16 protein-coding genes are annotated in these 18825 nt (G+C 54.7%); 6 read left to right on the top strand and 10 right to left on the bottom strand.

Features of this window, described 5'->3' with window-relative positions:
• Positions 1–85: 85 nt before the first annotated feature.
• Complete coding sequence (locus CHB83_RS01570) at positions 86–1084, bottom strand: alpha/beta hydrolase (RefSeq protein ID WP_089331440.1); 999 nt, start codon at positions 1082–1084, stop codon at positions 86–88.
• A gap of 204 nt (positions 1085–1288) precedes the next feature.
• Between CHB83_RS01570 and CHB83_RS01565 the strand changes: the two genes are divergently transcribed.
• The gene (locus CHB83_RS01565; protein WP_045690543.1) at positions 1289–1591 is read left to right on the top strand and encodes a hypothetical protein; all 303 of its coding nucleotides are present in this window, start codon (positions 1289–1291) and stop codon (positions 1589–1591) included.
• A gap of 119 nt (positions 1592–1710) precedes the next feature.
• Here CHB83_RS01565 and CHB83_RS01560 read toward each other — a convergent pair whose 3' ends face one another.
• The 4 genes from CHB83_RS01560 to CHB83_RS01545 form a co-directional block, all read right to left on the bottom strand.
• The gene (locus CHB83_RS01560) at positions 1711–2535 is read right to left on the bottom strand and encodes a polysaccharide deacetylase family protein (RefSeq protein WP_089331439.1); all 825 of its coding nucleotides are present in this window, start codon (positions 2533–2535) and stop codon (positions 1711–1713) included.
• Between the two features lie 172 nt (positions 2536–2707).
• On the bottom strand, positions 2708–3814 hold the full coding sequence (locus CHB83_RS01555; RefSeq protein WP_089331438.1) for an OmpA family protein: 1107 nt from the start codon (positions 3812–3814) through the stop codon (positions 2708–2710).
• Positions 3815–4005: 191 nt separating this feature from the next.
• On the bottom strand, positions 4006–4875 hold the full coding sequence (locus CHB83_RS01550; protein WP_045690112.1) for an aldo/keto reductase: 870 nt from the start codon (positions 4873–4875) through the stop codon (positions 4006–4008).
• A gap of 91 nt (positions 4876–4966) precedes the next feature.
• Positions 4967–5818: a helix-turn-helix domain-containing protein gene (locus CHB83_RS01545; protein ID WP_055562625.1), complete on the bottom strand. Its 852-nt coding sequence runs from the start codon at positions 5816–5818 to the stop codon at positions 4967–4969.
• A gap of 261 nt (positions 5819–6079) precedes the next feature.
• On the opposite strand from CHB83_RS01545, the gene hxlB reads away from it, so the two are divergent.
• A complete protein-coding gene (gene hxlB, locus CHB83_RS01540; RefSeq protein WP_045690113.1) occupies positions 6080–6664 on the top strand; it encodes a 6-phospho-3-hexuloisomerase in 585 nt (194 codons plus the stop codon).
• A 49-nt stretch (positions 6665–6713) separates the two neighbouring features.
• Positions 6714–7346, top strand: coding sequence for a 3-hexulose-6-phosphate synthase (gene hxlA / locus CHB83_RS01535; RefSeq protein WP_089331437.1), 633 nt, complete (start codon positions 6714–6716; stop codon positions 7344–7346).
• Positions 7347–7537: 191 nt separating this feature from the next.
• On the opposite strand, the gene CHB83_RS01530 is transcribed toward hxlA, so the two are convergent.
• On the bottom strand, positions 7538–9364 hold the full coding sequence (locus CHB83_RS01530) for a peptidoglycan D,D-transpeptidase FtsI family protein (RefSeq protein WP_089331436.1): 1827 nt from the start codon (positions 9362–9364) through the stop codon (positions 7538–7540).
• A 276-nt stretch (positions 9365–9640) separates the two neighbouring features.
• Here CHB83_RS01530 and CHB83_RS01525 point away from each other — a divergent pair, with 276 nt between their 5' ends.
• Positions 9641–10507: a helix-turn-helix transcriptional regulator gene (locus CHB83_RS01525; RefSeq protein ID WP_089331435.1), complete on the top strand. Its 867-nt coding sequence runs from the start codon at positions 9641–9643 to the stop codon at positions 10505–10507.
• Between the two features lie 129 nt (positions 10508–10636).
• Positions 10637–11611: an alpha/beta fold hydrolase gene (locus tag CHB83_RS01520; protein WP_089331434.1), complete on the top strand. Its 975-nt coding sequence runs from the start codon at positions 10637–10639 to the stop codon at positions 11609–11611.
• 55 nt (positions 11612–11666) lie between these two features.
• On the opposite strand, the gene CHB83_RS01515 is transcribed toward CHB83_RS01520, so the two are convergent.
• The 3 genes from CHB83_RS01515 to CHB83_RS01505 form a co-directional block, all read right to left on the bottom strand.
• Positions 11667–13100 carry an APC family permease gene (locus CHB83_RS01515; protein WP_179225424.1) on the bottom strand — a complete coding sequence of 478 codons (1434 nt, stop codon included), beginning with the start codon at positions 13098–13100 and terminating at the stop codon, positions 11667–11669.
• A gap of 111 nt (positions 13101–13211) precedes the next feature.
• A complete protein-coding gene (locus CHB83_RS01510; RefSeq protein ID WP_089331432.1) occupies positions 13212–13673 on the bottom strand; it encodes a DUF1572 family protein in 462 nt (153 codons plus the stop codon).
• Between the two features lie 88 nt (positions 13674–13761).
• On the bottom strand, positions 13762–15564 hold the full coding sequence (locus CHB83_RS01505) for a peptidoglycan D,D-transpeptidase FtsI family protein (RefSeq protein ID WP_089331431.1): 1803 nt from the start codon (positions 15562–15564) through the stop codon (positions 13762–13764).
• A 704-nt stretch (positions 15565–16268) separates the two neighbouring features.
• Between CHB83_RS01505 and CHB83_RS01500 the strand changes: the two genes are divergently transcribed.
• Entirely contained in the window at positions 16269–16757 is a 489-nt protein-coding gene (locus CHB83_RS01500; protein ID WP_089331430.1) for a DUF892 family protein, read from the top strand.
• A 251-nt stretch (positions 16758–17008) separates the two neighbouring features.
• Here CHB83_RS01500 and CHB83_RS01495 read toward each other — a convergent pair whose 3' ends face one another.
• Positions 17009–18751 carry a hypothetical protein gene (locus tag CHB83_RS01495; protein WP_089331429.1) on the bottom strand — a complete coding sequence of 581 codons (1743 nt, stop codon included), beginning with the start codon at positions 18749–18751 and terminating at the stop codon, positions 17009–17011.
• Between the last annotated feature and the right edge of the window lie 74 nt (positions 18752–18825).

Here is an 18825-nt window from a genome sequence, read left to right as displayed (position 1 = left end):
TCCAGTAGTTTCAACGCTGCCCGTTTCATTAAAGGGTTGGGCCTAGTTTTGCGCGCTCAGTAGCATATAATTAGTAATGGGGCTGTCATCGGGCCCGGAGGGTCTTGTTCAGAAAATTGACGGTGTACTCCAAGGTGGGCTCAAACCACGGATTGAACAGCACAAACGGGTGGGGCGCTCCGGGAAAGCGCTGCACTTCCGTGTAGATGCCGAAAGTGGTAAGCTGCCGAATCATGTCGTCGCGGCCGGCATGCATGCGGTCTACGCCGCTGTTGATGAACAGAATGGGAGGAGTATGCGGGCCAACATGGGTAAGCGCCGATGCTTGTTCCCATAGCTCAGGATGTTCGGTTTTGGGGCTGCCAAACCAGTAGGTAGCTGCCGAAGTGCTTTTGCGGTCGTCGCCTTCCCCCGACTCAGGATGCAAAAAAGCCAAGATGCCGTCGGCATCAACTATGGCTTGCACGCTGCTGGAATGGGTGGGGTAGCAGTCAGGGGTTTCGTACAGCGGGTTGTCGTTGGTAGTGCCGACCAAGGTAGCGAGTTGCCCCCCCGCCGAAAAGCCCCATATTCCAATGCGAGCGGTGTCGATGGTGTAGGTGCGCGCGTGGGCCCGCAGCCACCGTACGGCGGCTTTCAGATCCTGCACAGCTGCTGGGTAGGGCGCTTCCGTAGAAAGTCGGTATTCGACCGTGACGGCCACGTAACCGCGGGCAGCTAGCTGCTGGGCAAATGGCACGTGCTGCGACCGGTCGCCGGAGCGCCAGCCGCCGCCGTGCACCAATACTACCGCCGGAAACTGCTGGCGGCGCTTGGCCCGCCGTGGCGAGAAAACATCGAGCTGCAAGGTATGACTACCACGGGTGCAGTAGGTGAGGTTTGGGTGGATGGTGATGGTAGCAGGCACTGGCGGCCGAGCAATGCTGATGGTAGGGTGCTGCTTGCGGGCTTTGCTGTAGGCGCTGTGTACCGTAAAAGACGTGTCGCGGGGGGAGGGGTGTTGCTGGGCTGCCGCCGGACCCGCAACACCTAGCAGCCAGAATAACAGATGATAGAGCTGGTGGAAACGCTGGGTGAGAGGCATAGACGAGGGAAGCGGAAATACAGGAGGATAGTCGTCACGAATCTACTGCTCAAGGCAGGGCAAATCGACCTAAAAGTTGGGAAAGGTAGCGTAGGAAATCCAAGGCGAGCATGGAGGCCACAGGCTTGCAGGCTAACGCTATTCCTATCTGGTGCGTATAGAGAGCATCCTCTCCCGATCTACCTTTCCACCTTTTCTCTCGCTATGGCTACTCACGACAACCCCGCCGACGCTAATAACCGCCCCAAGTCTACCGACGACCAATCGACCCAGCGCCAGCCCGAAGGCCGCCAGAATCCCGGCAGCCACGACACCGGCCTCAACGCGGACGACAACTCTGGTAGCGGCGGCACCGAAGGCGGCAAAGAAATAACGGGTGCCCGCGTGCGCTCTGGGGCCCCTAATTACGATGCGCCTGGCAATGCCGAAGATGGCGACGTAGGCGGCAACAGCATTAGCAGCGGCACCGGCGTTTCGGGTGGCGAAATAGGAAAAGTAAACCTGTAAGCTGCCTACCTTAAAAGAAAGGCCCTGCTCCCGAATGGGGGCGGGGCCTTTCTTTTGAAAGAGTCTTTCTGACTAAGTGCTTTTAAGCGGCCGTAAGCAGTAGGATGCTGCTGGTACCGCTACCCTCGTGGTTTGGCATTGCCTTGTTGCGTAGCCTTCACTTTCGCGGCTACCTCCACCATAGGAGCTACCCAAATGTCTTGCTCGTGGGCTTTCAAATAGCGCAGTAACTGGCGGTGCGCCTTCAGGTCTACGTTTAGGCCGTGGCCGCCGCCTACCCCATGAAATAAAAACACCAAAAGTGTGTGCGACTGCTGCGCCTTCTTCACCAAATCCACCAAGTAGTCGCCCGACTGCCCGTTGATCATATAGCTGTCAATGTTGGCTAGGTCTACTTGCGCTGCCGTTTGCAAGCCCGCCGTGACGCCGCGCGCACCCACAAAATCCTGGCGTAGCTGCTCGTAAAAGTAGGTGCCTCCAATTTGTCGGTCGCCACAGGGGTAGGCGAAAGTGCGGTCGGTTTTGCCGTCGATGGCGGATAGCAGCACATTAGCTGCCCGAACTTCACTGACGGCCCTTGTTACGGTATACTTGCTCAGGTCGGTATCGGGCGTGACAAAACTGCGGCCGGGCAGAGACCCATCGCAGGGATGCATTAAGGCGTGGTTGCCAAGTTCATGCCCGCTCTGGGCGGCCCGGCGCCATTCCGGCAGCCGGCGCGCCACTACCGGCGAGGAGCCAATGAGGTAAAAGGTGCCCCGCAACCCCACTGAGTCAAGGGCGGGGAGGGCATTGTCCAGGTCAACATCAATGGCATCATCGTAGGTCAGTACCACGGCGCACTGCTTGTTGTTCCAGGGGCGAGTAGTTTGGGCGTGACTCGCGAAGCTAGCGGCGAGTAGGAAGGCAGAAACACAGCTGAGAAGTCGGAGGGCAGGAGTCATACGGAATATAATCGGACAGCAACGGGGCCACTTCCATGTAGAAGCAGAGTGCCCGCAAGCTAAGCTGTACTTTTTAATTACCAGTTCCGCCTTCTTGATTTGTAATGTGGAATTACTAGTTGCTATCAAGCGGCCTTTGAAAACATAGGTATATAAGTGCCGTTTGCTTGTCTTATTCAGCAGCTTGTGAAACCTCTACCCGGCGGTTGCGCACATCCGGGGAAGGGTAAAGGGGACGGGAGTCGCCGTAGCCGATGGTGCTAATGCGCTCGGCTGCAATGCCGGCCTTCACCAGGTAGGCTTTCACGGCCTCCGCGCGCTGTTCCGATAACACCTGATTCTTTTCGGGCTCCCCAACCCGGTCGGTGTGGCCAGCAATACGCAGCTTGAGCGTGGGCCGGGCCATAAGCTCCGTCGCTAGCTGGTTGAGGGCGGGGCGGCTTTCAGGCAGCAGATCGGCCTTGCCCTGGTGGAACAACACGGTTGGCAGTACTACCGGCGTGGGCACCACTAGGGGAGCTGGGTTGCGGCGCACAGTATCCAAGCGGGCTGTATCTGGCGGGGTGGGCAGTGGCACCTGGCGCGGCGGCACGGGCGCGGCTGGTTTGGGCGCCGCGCCGGCCCCCGTTACGTTAATTGTAATGGGCGTGACGGCCCGCTGTCGGGTGGGGTGGTAGCCCTGGGTGAGGTAATAGGTCGTAGTAGCGCGCAGCTTAGTGGCGTAGGAATTGCCGGTGGCTAGGGGCTTCTTTAGCTCGGCATCGGCATACCAGCGCACATCTCGCCCCGATACCCGAATAGTAGTGGCTGCGTTGGCGCGCACCGTAGCCGCCGACTGCAGCTTGACGCGGTAAAACGTAAACGAACCAATGTCACAGTCGCCCACTGGCTGGTAGGTTGCCTGGCCGGTTAGCTTTTCCAGTTTGGGGTCGTAGGTGAAGCTGATGGAGCCCTCACACCAGTAGCTAACGGGGCTGCGGCCCGTTTCCGTGAGCTTGCGCACGTGGTCTAGGCGCATGCCGGCGGCTGTGCGTGTAGCTTCCACCTGAAACGTGACAGATATGTTGGGCTGCTCACCCACTTCTTGGTAGAGTATGCCGAACAGGTCAGCATCCTTGCCCTTCTGTACTCGCATCTCCGACGGCCAAGTTTGTCCCGGTTCGCGGCTGTCGGTTTCCACGCCTTGCCAAATACCCGCCAAGGATTGCGCCTGGCCTGGTTTCACAAGCAATACCCCCAGAAAGACCACTAGTATTCTATACCACGTGCTGTTCTTCATTGCCACCAAGTACTCCTCAAGTTGAAGTCGAATGATACAAACCAATCTGCTGATAACACAAGGTACTGCGTCATAGTCTGGCTCTGATCTTTCACGTAGTGAGGTGCCTCTGGTTTGACTCCGCTGGAGAAGCCTATGTGCTCAAAGCTCCTGCTCTCAATCAGCTACGCAACCAACCCAGGGGTTACTTACTAACCGAGGTACGCCATATCTGCCGCCGTTAGCTTGATGCTGGCTGCCGCCAGGTTCTCGCGCAGGTGGGCCAACGACGAAGTACCCGGGATTGGCAGAATCCAAGGCGACTTGTGCAGTAGCCAGGCCAGGTTGATTTGGGCGGGCGTAGCATGGTATTGGCGAGCTACCTCGGCAATTTTGTCAAGCTGTTTGGGCAAGGCGTGGAGTAGGGAGAAGAAAGGAATGAGGGGAATGCCGTGTTGTTCACAGAGGTCCAGCACTTCCTCCCCGCCTGGGTTGGCGCCGTGGGGTAGCGATACGGTGGTACGCTGGGCATAGCTGTACATGTTCTCTACCGTTGCAATGGGCCCCAACTGCAAGCCGGCTTCCAGCTCGGCCCGCGTTACGTTGCTCAAGCCCACGTGCAGGATTTTTCCCTCCCGCTGCATCTCAAATAGGGCACCTAGCTGCTCTGCCAGTGGCACCGGGCCGGGCCCCATCAGGCGCAGGTGTACCAACTGAATTTGCTCCTGCCGCAGGGTCCGCAAGTTGTTCTCAATGCTGGTGCGCAGGTTTTCGGGTGTGTTGAAGGGCACCCAACTTTTATCGGGTCGGCGGGTAGCGCCTACCTTGGTGCAAATAACTAAGTCAGCGGGGTAGGGATGTAGGGCTTCTGCTAGCAAGCGGTTCGTGACATCCTCTCCGTAGTAATCGGCGGTGTCCAGAAAGTTAACACCCGATTGCACCGCCGTGCGCAAGATTTCCAGGGCCTCAGCGCGGTTAGCTGGCTCGCCCCACACTTCTGGGCCCGTTAGGCGCATGGTGCCGTAGCCGAAACGGTTTACAGTAAGCGGGTGGGCTGAATGTTGGGCAATAGTAATCGTCATGGGTGGTAAGGAAAGAGGTGAAAACGACCGTGGGTTGGGGTTGGGTAGCGTAGGCGGTAGGTTAGCGCATTTGCCGCCTAAGGGTAGTAACTCAGTCTACCAGCGTATTGAACCTGGAATTGATATGCTGCCGCGCTTGCTTCTGAAACTCCTCGGGCGTTTGAGTGGTGTGCTGCTTGAAAAAACGACTGAAATACGGACGATCCTTAAAGCCTAGCAAGTAGGCTATTTCCTTGATGGTGTGCTCACTATGGATGATCTGCCGCTTTGCTTCCAGAATAATACGGTCATGAATAAGCTGCATACCAGTTTTGTCCAGCTTCTCTTTTAGTATCTGGTTTAGGCGTTTGGAGCTGATGCTGAGCTTGGCGGCGTAAAAATCGGTGTTCCGAATGTGCTGGTAGTTCATTTCCAGCAGCACCATGAAATCATAAACGCGTTTCTGGTTGACATCCTGCGTGGTGAATTCCTGCTCCTTCACCCGCACCAGGGTTAGGAGTAGTACTTTTAGTAACGACTTAAGAATCAGAAGACTGCTGTCGGGCTGTTCGTATTCTGAATCAATGAGTTCGTAGATTTTGTGTAGCTGGGTGGCCGTTGAAGCGTCAATAGGTAGGCACGAAAACTCTCCTTGGATATTGAAAATTTTGAAAACGTCGAGCAGGAATTCTTTCACGTCCTCGTCCAGCACTTCGCGACGAAAGGAAATCAGCACGCCCCGTTTACCGGCCTTATTAAGCTGGTGCACCCGGTAGGGCGGTATCAGGTACATCCAGTCGCCCTTCAATGCGTGCGTGGCGTCTTTCAGGGTGTGCAGGGCATTCTCGTTCTGAAGCCAGACAATTTCGAAGAACTCCCGCCGCACGGGGTCATCAAGGTAGCTGCCTGGGCAATTAGCCAAGTTCGTAACGTAGATCAGTGTGTCGTTCAGGGTGAAGGGCATAGGATACCTAGGTAAGGACGCCAAGCGGAGAGAAGCGGCTGTAAGCGAGGAGCAACGGGCAGGGAGTTTCTACTTCATGGCACTATCACTATTCTGAAATTACTACCTATTGCTGAGAAAAAATAGCTACTAGGCATTGTAGCGTTTCCAAATAGTCCCATATGATGCGCTGATTGTATAACCTGTTCCGCACCAGTACCCGGTACCTTTGCCAGCACTTTCACCCCGGGAGTACCTGCTGTCCATTTCACCGCTACCCTGATGCCGAGCCCAACCCAACAAACGCCTGCTGCTGCTGTGCACCGCAACCTGGAACTGGTTGTGCGCGAAAATCAGGCGCTACTAGAAAAAATCAACTTTGAGCAAGTGGCTGCGCTTCTGCCGCTGATTCAACAGGCCAATCGGATTTTTGTTGTGGGCGCCGGGCGTACAGGGTTGGCCCTGAAGGCCACTGCCATGCGACTTATGCATTTGGGCCTCAGTGTATTCGTGGTTGGTGAAACCACCACGCCCGCCATTGGAGCCGGCGACTTATTGTTGGCAGGCTCCGGCTCCGGCACTACAAGCAGCATTGTGAAGGCCGCCGAAAAAACGGTAGCCGCCCAAGGGCAGGTAGTAGCACTTTCTACTACTGCTGAGTCGCCCTTGGCCAAACTCGCCACCCAGGTAGTTGTGCTGCCGGCGGCACAAAAGCAGGATCATGGGGGCACCATTTCCCAGCAGTATGCCGGGAGCCTGTTCGAGCAAGCGGTGCTGCTTCTCGGTGATGCCCTGTTCCAGACTTTGTGGGCCCAAGACGGTACACCGGCCGAAGAACTTTGGAAAAGACACGCCAACCTGGAGTAACAATCAGGTTGTAGTTAATTGATTAACAGTAGATTAAAATTTGAATAACATGGCAAAGCTGCAAGTTGCAATTGACCTTCTGACCACCAAAGATGCCCTGGAACTCGCCGGGAAAGTGGCGCCTTACATTGATATCATTGAGCTGGGTACCCCGCTGATTAAGAGCGAAGGCTTGGCGGTTATCACCGCTATGAAGCAGGCTTTCCCTGATAAGCTGGTGTTTGCTGACTTCAAGACGGCCGATGCTGGCGAACTAGAGGCTGATATGGCCTTCAAGGCAGGTGCCGACTACATCACAATTCTGGGCGCTACGGGCAATGCTACCATCGAGGGAGCGGTGAAAGCCGCCAAAGCGCACGGCAGAGCCGTGGTGGTAGACACTATTGGGGTTGCCGACCGTGTAAAGCGGGCGCAGGAAGTAACCGCCCTGGGCGTTGAGTTTGTGGAATTGCACGCTGGCCTCGACGAGCAGGCGCAGCCCGGCTACTCCATTCAGGTACTCATCGACGAAGCGGCCCGGGCTGGGGTACCAGTATCTATTGCTGGTGGCGTAAACGTAAAAACTATTGCCGCCGTGAAGCAGTCGGGCGTAGTAGTGGCCGTAGCTGGTGCCGCTATTTACGGAGCCGCCGACCCTGCTGCCGCTGCTAAGGAGCTGCGCGAGGCGCTGGATGCTGCGTAGAGCTGTGCTTCTACCTTAGTAGGTATAAAGAAAAGGCTGCCTCACACACGTGAGGCAGCCTTTTTTATGGTATAGCTAGCAAAGCTCACCTGGTAGTTTCTAGTTGGTTTATACGGCTTACTACTGGTTATCCTTGGTACCGAAAGCCGCTTTGCAGCGGAAGCGTTGGTATGGGACCCGGTTAGTAATTTCTAGTACCCGTTTCGGGCGCGGCGCTGAATGCGCGCCTCCCAACGTTTGCGTTTGGGAGCAATGCTGCCGCGTAGGTATTTCTCCATTACTAGTACAGCACACGGCGCCGCGGCCGTAGCGCCGAAGCCGGCATTTTCGAGGTACACTGCCACGGCTATCTTGGGGTTGTTGGCGGGGGCAAACCCAACGAAAGCCGCGTGGTCGTCGCCTTCATCATTTTGCACGGTGCCGGTTTTGCCAGCTACTGTAATGCCCACATCGGCCAAGCTGGAGGCGTCGGCGGTGCCGCCGCGCTGCATAACGGCTACCATACCGGGCACTAGCGCGGCAAAGTGGGCGCTGTCGATAAGGGTGCGGTGCTTTTCGGTAAAGCGCGGCAGTGGCCCACCCGTTCCAACCTGGCGTACCAAGTGAGGTGTGTAGTACCAGCCGCGGTTGGCAATGATGGCGGCCATATTGGCCATTTGCAGGCCCGTCAGGTTAATTTCGCCTTGTCCAATGCTGAGTGAGTAAATAGAGCGGTACGTCCAGCGAGTAGTACGGCGGGCCTTATCATAATACGCGGCGGTAGGTAGAAAGCCAGGCGCTTCGCGGGGCACATCCACGCCCAGCACCGAATCTAACCCAAACGACCGGACATAGCGCCGCCACAGTTCTAAGTTGGCGTGGCGGGTAGCCACCGTATCTACCGCAAGGCTGTCGGGCATACGGTTAATAAGGCTCTGCATTGTTTGGTAGAAGTACGGGTTACAGCTATACTTCAGCCCTAAAGTCAGGTTATTGGCCTGGGGGTGGCGGTGCACACAGCTCACCAGCGACTGGTCGCAGCGGAAGGCCGTGGCCGGCGTGATGGCGCCAAGCTGCAACGCCACGGCAGCATTTACTAGCTTAAACACGGAGCCGGGCGGGTTGGCCAGCATGGCGGGCCGGTTCAGCAAGGGCATGTCTTCGTGCCCCAGCAGCGTAGCCCGCACCCCAGCCTGGTCGGGTGCGGTGATGGTAGCCGGGTCATACACGGGCGCCGATACGTAAGCCAAAATTTCTCCGGTTAGCGGATCTAGGGCCACGAGGTAGCCCCGGCGGCCGCCCAGCAATTTCTCAGCGTAGGCCTGCAGCTTCACGTCAATAGTCAGGTGGAGATCCTGGCCTTGCTGAAAGGTAGTGTCTTTGGCCCAGGTGCCGTGCTGCTGACCCTTCGCGTCTACTAAAGGGTGCAAGTAGCCGTGGCGGCCGTTGAGCAGGCCGTTGTAGTACGTTTCAACCCCACCACTGCGTAAGCGGTAGAAGCGCCCCCGCCGGTAGCGCTTCGCTTGGCGGTAGAAGGCCTGTGCCTCCGCCCCTAAGTAGCCCAGCACGGGGGCACCCGCGCTAGTTGTGTACACGCGCTGTCGGCGTTCGGTTAGAAGGAGGTTGGGCCAGTTGGCGCTGTCGCGGCGTACGCGCTTGGCCTGGGCCGCGGTAATGCGAAGCTGAACCGGGTAGCCAGCCGGCATTCCTTCGTAGGGGAGGGCATCGGCAATGCGCCGCCGGACGGTCACGGAGTCCCAGCCGAGCAATAGGCCTAGGGCCAGCGTATCGAGTGGGGGGCGGCGTGGCAGCTTCAGCAGGTATTGTAAGCGGGTGTCTACCAGCACTGAGTCGTTGCGGTCAAGCACGCGGCCCCGGATGAGCGAGTCGGAAATCACTACGCGGCGCCGAGTGTATACCTCGCCGGTTTCGGGGTCCTGTGTTGGGGTATTCGTTTTTTGTTCGGGGGACGAGCAGGATGCTAGTCCTAGCACTAGAGCTAGCAAAATATTCTCCCACCGCTTAAAAGACGTGCGCATGGGGTAAAGCTAGCCAATTGCCGGAAGTCGGTTCTGCGCTTTTCGGTGAACAGATCTAATCAGTGCTTAAACCATGATACAACTGCTGTAGGTAGCACCCTTTGTTTCACAGAACTGCCCGTTGGACTGTTACCTTACGGCCCGGCTCATCGTTGGGCATGTTGCTGGCAAGCGGTAGCATGCGGTTGCAGAGGAGACATCCAAACCAATTAGAGCAGCGCAAAAGCAGAACATACAGCTAGTGCCAGGGTTACTCGGAACATAGACTCCATTTGCATGAACTACTCTACCTACACCTCTGAGTTGTATAATCAGCCGGCGGTGGAAACCAGCGCGGCGCAGCCGTGGCCCGGGCTGCGGGTTGAACGCTATCAGTTGGCGGCGGGGGGAGTACCGGCGCATTTTCATGCCCAACACCTGTTGCTCATTCATCAGGCAGAGCAGGCGGTGCCCTCTCACCGCTCGAGTGGGAACCGGGTTGAGGAAGGGTTGTTCCGGGCCGGCGACGCAGGGTTGTATCCTGCCGGGGAGTACGGGCCTTCTGCCTGGAACGGCCCAGCCAACATCATCAATGTACATATCGACCCTGCGTGGTTGGAAAATAAAGCCCGTCAAAGTCTAGACTTGGTGCGCTTCAGCCTGCGCGAACGGTTTCGGTTTGAGGATGGCCTGCTGTCTTACCTAGGAAGTCAATTACTGGCGGCGGCCGGGCGTGAGCATGCGCTTGGTCAACTCTACGCGGAGTCGCTGGTAAACACGCTGGGGTATCATCTCATCGAGCATCATGCTTCTTTTGAGCGGCGCATTGTGGGCGTTGGCATGCGGCTGCCAGCGGCGGTACTGGCGCGCATAGATAATTACGTGGAAGCCCATGCTGAACAGACTATCACGCTAGCGGCGCTGGCTGATTTAGCTAATCTAAGCGTCTTTCACTTCGCCCGGCGTTTTAAGCTGACTACCGGACGCTCGCCGTATCAATACGTGCTGGACTGGAAAATCAAGCGGGCTCAACAGTTGCTGCACGCTGGAGAGCTGCCTGTTGCCGCCATTAGCGACGCGCTTGGCTTTGCCTCGCCTGCCCACTTTTCGGCCGCGTTCAAGCGGGCTGTGGGCCAGAACCCACGCGCGTTTCAGCACCGCTAGTCTAGTGGGTAAAGGGAGCAAGAATTTGTAAGAAGTAAGCAGTAATCAGGCAGTGCGCCGGAGTGGTTACGGGGAAATTTGCAGCATGCAACAGGCAGTTACCCGCTGCTTTTACCCCACATCATTCCTATGCATACTCCAATTGCAGTAGCCAATGGCATCCTGGGTGCCCAACCCAGCGCCCCAACGCCAGCAGAAGCCCTAGGCCTCTACTCAGACGAAGAGCTGGTGAAGAAGCTACCCGGCTTCACCAATCATTACGTCACCGTCAATGACATCCACCTCCACTATGTGGAAGGGGGGAGCGGCGAGCCGCTGATTTGCCTGCCGGGCTGGCCCCAAACCTGGTGGTCCTATCACCCGGTAGCCGCTCAGCTGGCCGAGCACTACCGCATTATCATCCTGGATATCCGGGGCATGGGTAGCTCCGAGAAGCCTGCCGCGGGCTACGACAAAAAGACCATGGCCCAGGACGTGTACGCCCTGACACAACTGCTCGGCCTGTCGAGAGTAGCATTGCTGGGCCATGACATCGGGGGAATGGTAGCCCTCAGTTTTGCCTTCAACTACCCAGATGCCACAGACAAGGTGATTTTGTTAGACGGCAGCCACCCCACCGAAGGCATGCGCTACATGACTATGCTGCCCGCCCCCGGCACCTTCGAGGCCAAGATGAATGGCGATAACCCCTACATGTGGTGGATGGCGTTCAACCAGATCAAGGAGCTGCCCGAACAGCTGCTGGCTGGCCGCTTCCGCTACCTGCTCGACTGGCTCTTTGGGTACGTGATGATTGACGAGCGCCACATGACGGAATTTGACCGGGAGGTGTACGCCGCCTCTTACAACCACCCCGACAGCATCCGGGCTGCCACTGGCTGGTACCAAGCCTTTAACCAGGACATTGCCGATGCCAATACCTACTCCCGCCTGACCATGCCCGTGCTGGGCATTGCGAGCTACGTGGCCTACAACCACATGAGTATGGGCCTGCCCCACATAGCCGAAAATGTGCAGGTTATTGGGCTCCAGGATAGTGGACACTACATGTTCGAGGAAAAGCCAGCCCAGGTACTAGAGGCGGTGTTCAACTTTCTGCAGTAACCCGAGCGCGCCAACTGGCCCGCACTACCGCTACGCCCCCGCATTGTTGCATGGCCTAGGCCTCTACACTGACACTACTGGCCGATTGCATCCGGGCTTGCCGACGGAAGTACACGAAAAACGGAAGCCCTGTCAGAATGAGGCCTAGGCCTAGCAGCGACTGAGTCGGTTGCGTAATGAGCGTGTGCCCGGTGAACGTAAGGGCGAACAGGATGAGTAGAAGCTGCACAAAGGGGTAGCCCGGCACCGGACCTGGTATGCGGCCCTGGCGCTTCATTTTTACCACGGCCACCGCCAGCAGGCCATAAAACAGGAAGGTGGCAAAAATCACTAAGTCGGTTAGGCGCTCGAAGGTGCCGGAAATAATCAGCAGGCTGCTCCACGTAAAGGTGAAGGCCAGGGCCCGGTAGGGCGTGCGGTAGCGTGGGTGCACCGTCGCGGCCGATTGAAAGAAATACCCTTCCTGGGCCATACGGAAATGCACGCGGGTGTGGGAAAGCAGCACCGAGTTCAGCGTGCCGAATACGCTGACTAGAATCAGGACCGTAACGCCCGTTTTACCCCATTTGCCCAGCAAGGCCTCTGCTACCACAGCCGCCCCAATTTCGTTCGGGCCAACGGCTGCCAGCTGCGCGAGGGGTAGGGTGCACAGGTACACGTAGTTGATAAGTACGTACAGCACAATGGCAATGCTTACCCCACCGATGATGGCGCGGGGTACGTTGCGCCGTGGGTTTTTGATTTCGCCCGTGACAAAGGAAAGGTCTACCCAGCCATCATAGGCCCAGAACACGCTAAGCAGGGCCCCAAAAAATGCACTACCCAACGACACCTCCCGTATGGGTACTACTGCCGCCGTAATGCCGCTCGTGTCAGGAGAGGCCAGAAACAAGCCCGCGAGGATGAGCAGGAGAATGCCCCCAATTTTGGCCGCTGTAAAGACGTTGCTGAGCCGCCCGCTTTCACTCACCCCGCGGTAGTTTACCCAGGTAAGCGCGGCCGTGGTAGTAATAGCCAAGAGCTTAATGCCAGAGTCAGCAAATGGGTAAATCAGCCCGCCCATGGAGAGGTGGGCCCATTCTTGAGCCGGGTTGGGCAGGGGTAGCAGGGCGTTAACGGATTGGGCAAAGATGAACGCCAGCGCTGCCACCGAAGCGGAGCCAATGATGGCGAAATCCGTCCACCCAAACAGAAACGAAGCAAAATTACCAAACGACAGCCGCAGGTACTCGTACACCCCGCCCGATTCTTCCGTGAGCGAGGCCATGCCCGACAGGTTCAGGGCCCCACAAATAGTCACTAGGCCCGCTACCACCCAAGCGGCCAGGATCCATTCTGCGCTTAAACCACTCTGCGCCAGCGGCACAATCTTCTTGAAGACACCGGACCCAATCACGATGCCCGCTACCAGCAACGTGCCGCTTACGACCCCGAAGGCTCGAACCAGAGTAACAGGGGCGGCAACGGGTGGCTTTTCTGGATCTATCATTTTATCAAGGTAAACGGGTTTGCTACTGAGCCGCCCGATGCTGGTTTGCAGCATAGATAGCAAAGGAGGACAGCACAGGCCCCAAGTCTTAACTCCTACCTATGCGTGTAGCTAAACAGGCTGCTGCCCGGAGTCGAGTAAGCGCCGGTGGTAATTAATCTGGCCCAAGTGATAGGCCAGATGAGTGGCCAGATGCACCAGGAAATATTCGGTCGATGTCTTCTGGTCAAAAACCAGGAGGGGGTATTCCCGCGTCAATATGTCGGGGTTTACTTGCTCTAGTGATACATCTACTTTGCAGCTGGTGTCCTGTAGCATTTCCAGCAGCTCCAGCCGAGGAATATTTTTTAGCGAAAATTCCAATTCGCGGTGCCGGGTATACGCTATACCGCCAAGTTCAGCCCCGATATAGGTGTTCAGATTGCCGACCAAATGCAGACATAGGTTGCCGGCCGAATTAGCTATACCTTTTTCAACGCGCCAGATTAGATGCTCGTCGTTGTACAAGGTGAGTTCTTGCTGCACCCGATTTAGGTCACGTTGAAACAACTGGCGGAGAGTATCAATGAGCATATACAAGGGGCGTTTGCTTGGATCAGCGCTTAGTTTTACTTCAGTAAATGGTTTTAAAGGGCACACAAAGAGTGTATCTCAGCACTAACTAGTATCCATGCCGGGCACGGCTCTGAATACGCGCTTCCCAACGTTTGCGCTTGGGGGCAATATTACCGCGTAGGTACTTCTCCATAACTAAGGCGGCGCAGGGCGCGGCAGCATCCGCTCCAAAGCCCCCATTTTCTATATACACCGCTACGGCAATCTGGGGGTTATCGGCGGGGGCAAAGCCCACGAAAGCGGCATGGTCGTCGCCTTCGTCGTTTTGCACGGTGCCGGTTTTTCCAGCAACCGTTATGCTCACATCTTCTAGACTAGAGGCATCGGCGGTGCCGCCCTTCTGCATTACGGCCATCATGCCGGGTATGAGGGCGGCTAAATGGGCGCTGTCTACTAGGGTATAACGCTTCTTGGTGAAGCGCGGCAACGGTCCATCATCGCCCACGCTTCGCACCAAGTGCGGAGGGTAATACCAGCCTCGGTTGGCAATGATGGCGGCCATGTTGGCCATTTGTAGGCCAGTCATATTGATTTCGCCCTGGCCAATGCTGAGCGAGTAGATGGAGCGGTACCGCCACCGGGTGGTGCCCCGGGCCTTATCGTAGTACTCGGGGGTAGGAAGGAAACCCGGTGCCTCGCGCGGTATGTCTACGCCCAGCACCGAGTCTAGGCCAAACGAGCGGACGTAGCGGCGCCACTCGGCTAGGTTGACGTGGCGGGCAGCTACAGTGTCCTGCACCAGACTATCGGGTACGTAGTTGATGAGTTTCCCCATTACCTGATAGAAGTAGGGGTTGCAGCTGTACTTGAGCCCGGCGGTAAGGTTGCTCGGCGCCGGGTGCTTATGCACGCAGCTGACCAGCTTCTGGTCGCAACGAAAGCCGGTAGCGGGCGTGATGGCGCCCAATTGCAGAGCCACGGCGGCATTCACCAGCTTAAACACTGAGCCGGGTGGGTTGGCCCGCATGGCGGGTCGGTTAATCAGCGGCATGCCTTCCTGTTGCAGGAGCTTGGCGCGCACCCCGGCCAAATCGGGGGCTGTAATAGTAGCGGGCTTGTAGATGGGCGCCGACACGTAGGCCAGTATCTCGCCGGTGCGCGGGTCGAGGGCCACCAGGTAGCCTTTGCGGCGGCCCAGGAGTTGTTCGGCGTAGGCCTGTAGCTTCACGTCGAGGGTCATGTGCAGGTCCTGGCCCTGCTGGAAGGTGGTGTCGGGGGCCCAACTGCCCTGGGTCTGGCCTTGCGCATCTACCAAGGGGTGCAAAACGCCTCGGCGCCCGTTAAGGATGCCGTTATAATAGCCCTCTAGGCCACTGTTGCGGAGCTGATAGAACCGTCCGCGGCGGTAGCGCTTAGCTTGGCTGTAGAAGGCTTCGGCCTCGGCTGCCGAATAACCCAGCACGTGGGCGCCTACGCTGGTGGTGTAAGTACGCTGGCGGCTTTCGGTCAGGGTGAGGGTAGGCCAGTCGCGGCTTTTACGGCGTACCCGCGCTGCTTCGGCTGCCGTGAGGCGCAGCTGCACCGGGTAGCCCGCTGGGGCTTCCTCATACGGGAGGGCATCGGCAATGCGCTTGCGGAGGGTGGTGGGGCCCCAGCCCAGCAACTGGCCTAGCGCCAGGGTATCAAGCGGCGGGCGGCGCGGCAGCTTAAGCCGGTATTGCGGACGGGTGGCTACCAGTACCGAATCGTGGCGGTCGAGGATGCGGCCGCGCTGCGGCACCTCGGGCAGCACGATGCGCCGTTTAGTGTAGACTATGCTCGTATCGGGAGCCTGAGGCGGGATGTCAGTTTGCGGTTGTTGAAGTGAGGAACAGGTGACCAGCACCAAAAACACGGTTAGTAAACTCATTCTCCAAATTGCAAACAGGTAAAGCCACGGGCATTTGGGGTACTCTACGCAGTTGCCGAGTTCCTAGATGTGTTGCCCAAACCGACAAGCGTGGGGCCTCCGCTACTGATAAGCCAAAGAGCGCCGCTGGCCACCCCGTAGCTACTACTTACTCTAAAGAGCTGTCACAAGACCGAGCAGTACATTTCTTGTTGGCTTAGATGAAATAGATCCTGTACTCACCAAGTATTACCTACAGGATATTGTCATTTTTGGCTTAGGCAATCTGCTATGCTAAGTTCTGGGAGACGAGTTCATCGATGCTTAACATGTCTTTTCTGGCTCCCCAATGACTAATGGTGGAGTATTATTATAAAACGATTTGCACGTGAAAGCTTAGCCTTCCAATCTATAATAATCTTGTTACGAAGTAGGTATTACGGCGTTGATTGCCAAGTACATGCTTGTAAGAAGAGAATTGAAATATTACGCATGAATTTAGGTAGCTACGACAATTGCATTAAGCGGATACTTAGGGCTGGGCATCATTCTTACCAGCAAGAACTAAACGGATATCTGATGAGTGTAAAATATTGATAATAAGCCAATAGCGGCAAACAAAACGCTGATTCCGTAACAGGTTGCTGCCTCAACAAATGACACAGAGGACCGTTGGAGAGGCTAAGCAAGCTAACCTTGTTCTTGACCCTTTATCCTTCTGAGCTATGAACACAGACGACCTGAAACAACTCATCAAAGACGGCCTATCGGCCCAACAGGCCGGCAGCCAAGTGGCAGCCCAAGCCACCGACGAAATCCTCAACGACGCCAAGCACCCCGAGCTGAAAGCTGCCCTGCAGGAAGGCAACGAAACCTCCAAGAAATGGGCCCAGCGTATTGAGGATGCCCTTGCAGAAGCAGGCGGTGCCGAAAACCAGAACAACGAAATCTTGGAAGCACACTACCGCGTGAGCAAAGAAATTCGGGCCAAAGCTACCTCCGACACAACGCGCGACCTAGGCATCATCGCCAGCGGCCAACTGGCCCTGCACTACTGGATTGCTTCCTTCGGCACGGTAGCCTCGTACGCCGCCTCCGCCGGCCTCACCCAAACCGAGCAAAACCTGAAAGCCTGCGTGCAGGAAGCCAAGCAAGCCGACGACAAGCACACCGACATCGCCCAGCGGATACTCGCTGAGCAAGGCCAGGAATAGGGGGAAGTTGTCTTCTCTGCAGCAGCTATGCTGGCCACAACGCAACCGCGCCGCTTGGATAGCTCCAGGCGGCGCGGTTGCGTTGTGGCCAGCATAGCTGCTGTGGGTATATCTAGATAAACTGTGCCGCTCAGCTAACTCCAAGCCACAAGGCACTGGCTGGCCCCTGGTGTGGCAGGGGAGGATAGGACTTCTGCATCATAGCTTGTCACGAGTTACACTTCGCTATACTCGCGATAGGTGGGACGTTACTAAACAATTCTATTGTTTACTGAATTTAATATTAGATACTTCCTCTGTCTCTTTTCCTTGTAGTGTTTTTCATTTTTAAATCCAAGACCTGTTTCATATTCTCTGTCGAAAATTTCAGTCATAAACGGATTTGTTTGAAAATGCATTTTGGGGTCTTCAGGTATTTTAAATCTTTTCGTTTGAATAAATGACCCCCATACTTCAAGCTCGTCATTTGAATCAAGTCGTCCTTGCAGTTGTTCTCTTAGTCTTAGAAAATGGATGAACCTGCCTACCGCAGTTATTTTAAGCTTCTTGAAAGTTAGAAGCAATACTTCAAAGTCATCAATCGATATTGAAAGAGGGTATGCATCATCATCTTCGTTAAGCTTAAGAAGATTTGCGGTATTTATTTGTGGTCCTCTGAATTTGTCTAATGTTATTATAACTGAAAATACATCTCGATATGATTTAGTTTTTACTGATGCAATAGGGTTGTTTTTTAGATCATTAATGGTAAAGTTGTCATCGAAGAAAAAATTTTCTTTAATACGCCAACATTGGTCATATCCGTCTTGAATACTTTTCTTGAACCTGCTAAAGTATTGTTTGTAAATATTTAGTGTGTTAGGAACACCGCTAAATTGTACTTCTTGATGTGCTTTATTCTCGATAATCAAAGCTAGACTCTTGTGTAGTAGTAGAATATCGTGGGCTTTGCCATCGACTTTATACTCGTTGTATATACGAGCTTCTTTGCCGAAATATCTGCGCAATAGTTCTTCTGTTTTGTCCTGCAACCAGTTGCCTCTAAAAGAAAAATATGACTCTCTTTTATTAGACATGTCAACTGTATTATGTAATATTCTAAATATTGCATGCAATATTTGTTTTTTGCCTATTATGAGATAGTCCTCATTGTTAATATTATATATGGGTTTTAATAAAACTTTATTAGGTTGTGTGTAATATAAATATTTTTCGTCTAAGGTTCGGTCAATGGTTAAAATACTTAGGAAAGAATTTATTTTATTTTTTGGGAATGAATCGAGTAACTTGCTCTTATGAATAGTATATTTAATTGAATTATCTTGAAAATAGTTCATCAATTTAATGATGCTTTGATCGTTTCCAGTATATTTCCAGTTGCGTGGGCTTGTTTTAGATACAAGCATATCATCCCAAAATGCTTTGGCTGTTTCTGATTCCTTTAAAAGCTGCAGTGATAAGTTTGCATTATTAAAGAGCTGTAGATCAATCTCATGGTAGATTTCTATGAACTCTTTTGGCGTTAGTCCAAGAGCTTCGTTAATAGTATCTTCAAATGGAGAGAAAAGTGCTTGAATCCTCTCGATTTCCTGCTCTTCAAAGTTTAAGTTACCAGTATCAAAATAATCATTGAATACGGGCATACTAGTCTTATAGAAAGAATAAAACTGTTCGTTATCATCATCTTCTTTGGGTAGGAGTTCATCGTAATAGCCTGCTCTAACCTTAATACTCTGAACTACTATTTCCTTCCATTCATCATCACTGATCTTCCGTGGAGCTTCTTCTAAACTTGGATCTGAGCTTAAATTTAAAGCAGCTAGAAAGGAGAGTTGACGGAAAGGCGAATCAAGCCCTTGAAAAGGATGGAATGGTATTCTTGGAGCTTGAATATGTGTAATAAGCTCTATAATTTCTGCTATGAATGTTTTGCTGTTAAACCTAGATACAAGCTCTTTTAGTCTAGTGCTATCTTGAGTTATATTGAATTTCATTTTACATGTTTGGTTAAAAGACATAAGACTGCAAAAGAAAAGGAGTGGGTTTTGCCACTCCTTTTCTTTTGCAG

This window comes from Hymenobacter mucosus, assembly GCF_900188255.1.
GTDB classification, from domain to species: domain Bacteria; phylum Bacteroidota; class Bacteroidia; order Cytophagales; family Hymenobacteraceae; genus Hymenobacter; species Hymenobacter mucosus.
Note: the sequence above shows the minus strand (reverse complement) of the source record. Positions and strands in the feature narration are given on the sequence as shown.

Excerpts from the sequence above, each read along its gene's own strand:
- CHB83_RS01550 (WP_045690112.1), bottom strand. The coding sequence starts at position 4,875 with ATGACGATTACTATTGCCCAACATTCAGCCCACCCGCTTACTGTAAAC.
- CHB83_RS01500 (WP_089331430.1), top strand. The coding sequence starts at position 16,269 with ATGAACACAGACGACCTGAAACAACTCATCAAAGACGGCCTATCGGCC.
- CHB83_RS01505 (WP_089331431.1), bottom strand. The coding sequence starts at position 15,564 with ATGAGTTTACTAACCGTGTTTTTGGTGCTGGTCACCTGTTCCTCACTT.
- CHB83_RS01510 (WP_089331432.1), bottom strand. The coding sequence starts at position 13,673 with ATGCTCATTGATACTCTCCGCCAGTTGTTTCAACGTGACCTAAATCGG.
- CHB83_RS01495 (WP_089331429.1), bottom strand. The coding sequence starts at position 18,751 with ATGAAATTCAATATAACTCAAGATAGCACTAGACTAAAAGAGCTTGTA.
- CHB83_RS01560 (WP_089331439.1), bottom strand. The coding sequence starts at position 2,535 with ATGACTCCTGCCCTCCGACTTCTCAGCTGTGTTTCTGCCTTCCTACTC.
- CHB83_RS01570 (WP_089331440.1), bottom strand. The coding sequence starts at position 1,084 with ATGCCTCTCACCCAGCGTTTCCACCAGCTCTATCATCTGTTATTCTGG.
- CHB83_RS01545 (WP_055562625.1), bottom strand. The coding sequence starts at position 5,818 with ATGCCCTTCACCCTGAACGACACACTGATCTACGTTACGAACTTGGCT.
- hxlB (WP_045690113.1), top strand. The coding sequence starts at position 6,080 with ATGCCGAGCCCAACCCAACAAACGCCTGCTGCTGCTGTGCACCGCAAC.
- CHB83_RS01525 (WP_089331435.1), top strand. The coding sequence starts at position 9,641 with ATGAACTACTCTACCTACACCTCTGAGTTGTATAATCAGCCGGCGGTG.
- CHB83_RS01515 (WP_179225424.1), bottom strand. The coding sequence starts at position 13,100 with ATGATAGATCCAGAAAAGCCACCCGTTGCCGCCCCTGTTACTCTGGTT.
- hxlA (WP_089331437.1), top strand. The coding sequence starts at position 6,714 with ATGGCAAAGCTGCAAGTTGCAATTGACCTTCTGACCACCAAAGATGCC.
- CHB83_RS01555 (WP_089331438.1), bottom strand. The coding sequence starts at position 3,814 with ATGAAGAACAGCACGTGGTATAGAATACTAGTGGTCTTTCTGGGGGTA.
- CHB83_RS01565 (WP_045690543.1), top strand. The coding sequence starts at position 1,289 with ATGGCTACTCACGACAACCCCGCCGACGCTAATAACCGCCCCAAGTCT.
- CHB83_RS01520 (WP_089331434.1), top strand. The coding sequence starts at position 10,637 with ATGCATACTCCAATTGCAGTAGCCAATGGCATCCTGGGTGCCCAACCC.
- CHB83_RS01530 (WP_089331436.1), bottom strand. The coding sequence starts at position 9,364 with ATGCGCACGTCTTTTAAGCGGTGGGAGAATATTTTGCTAGCTCTAGTG.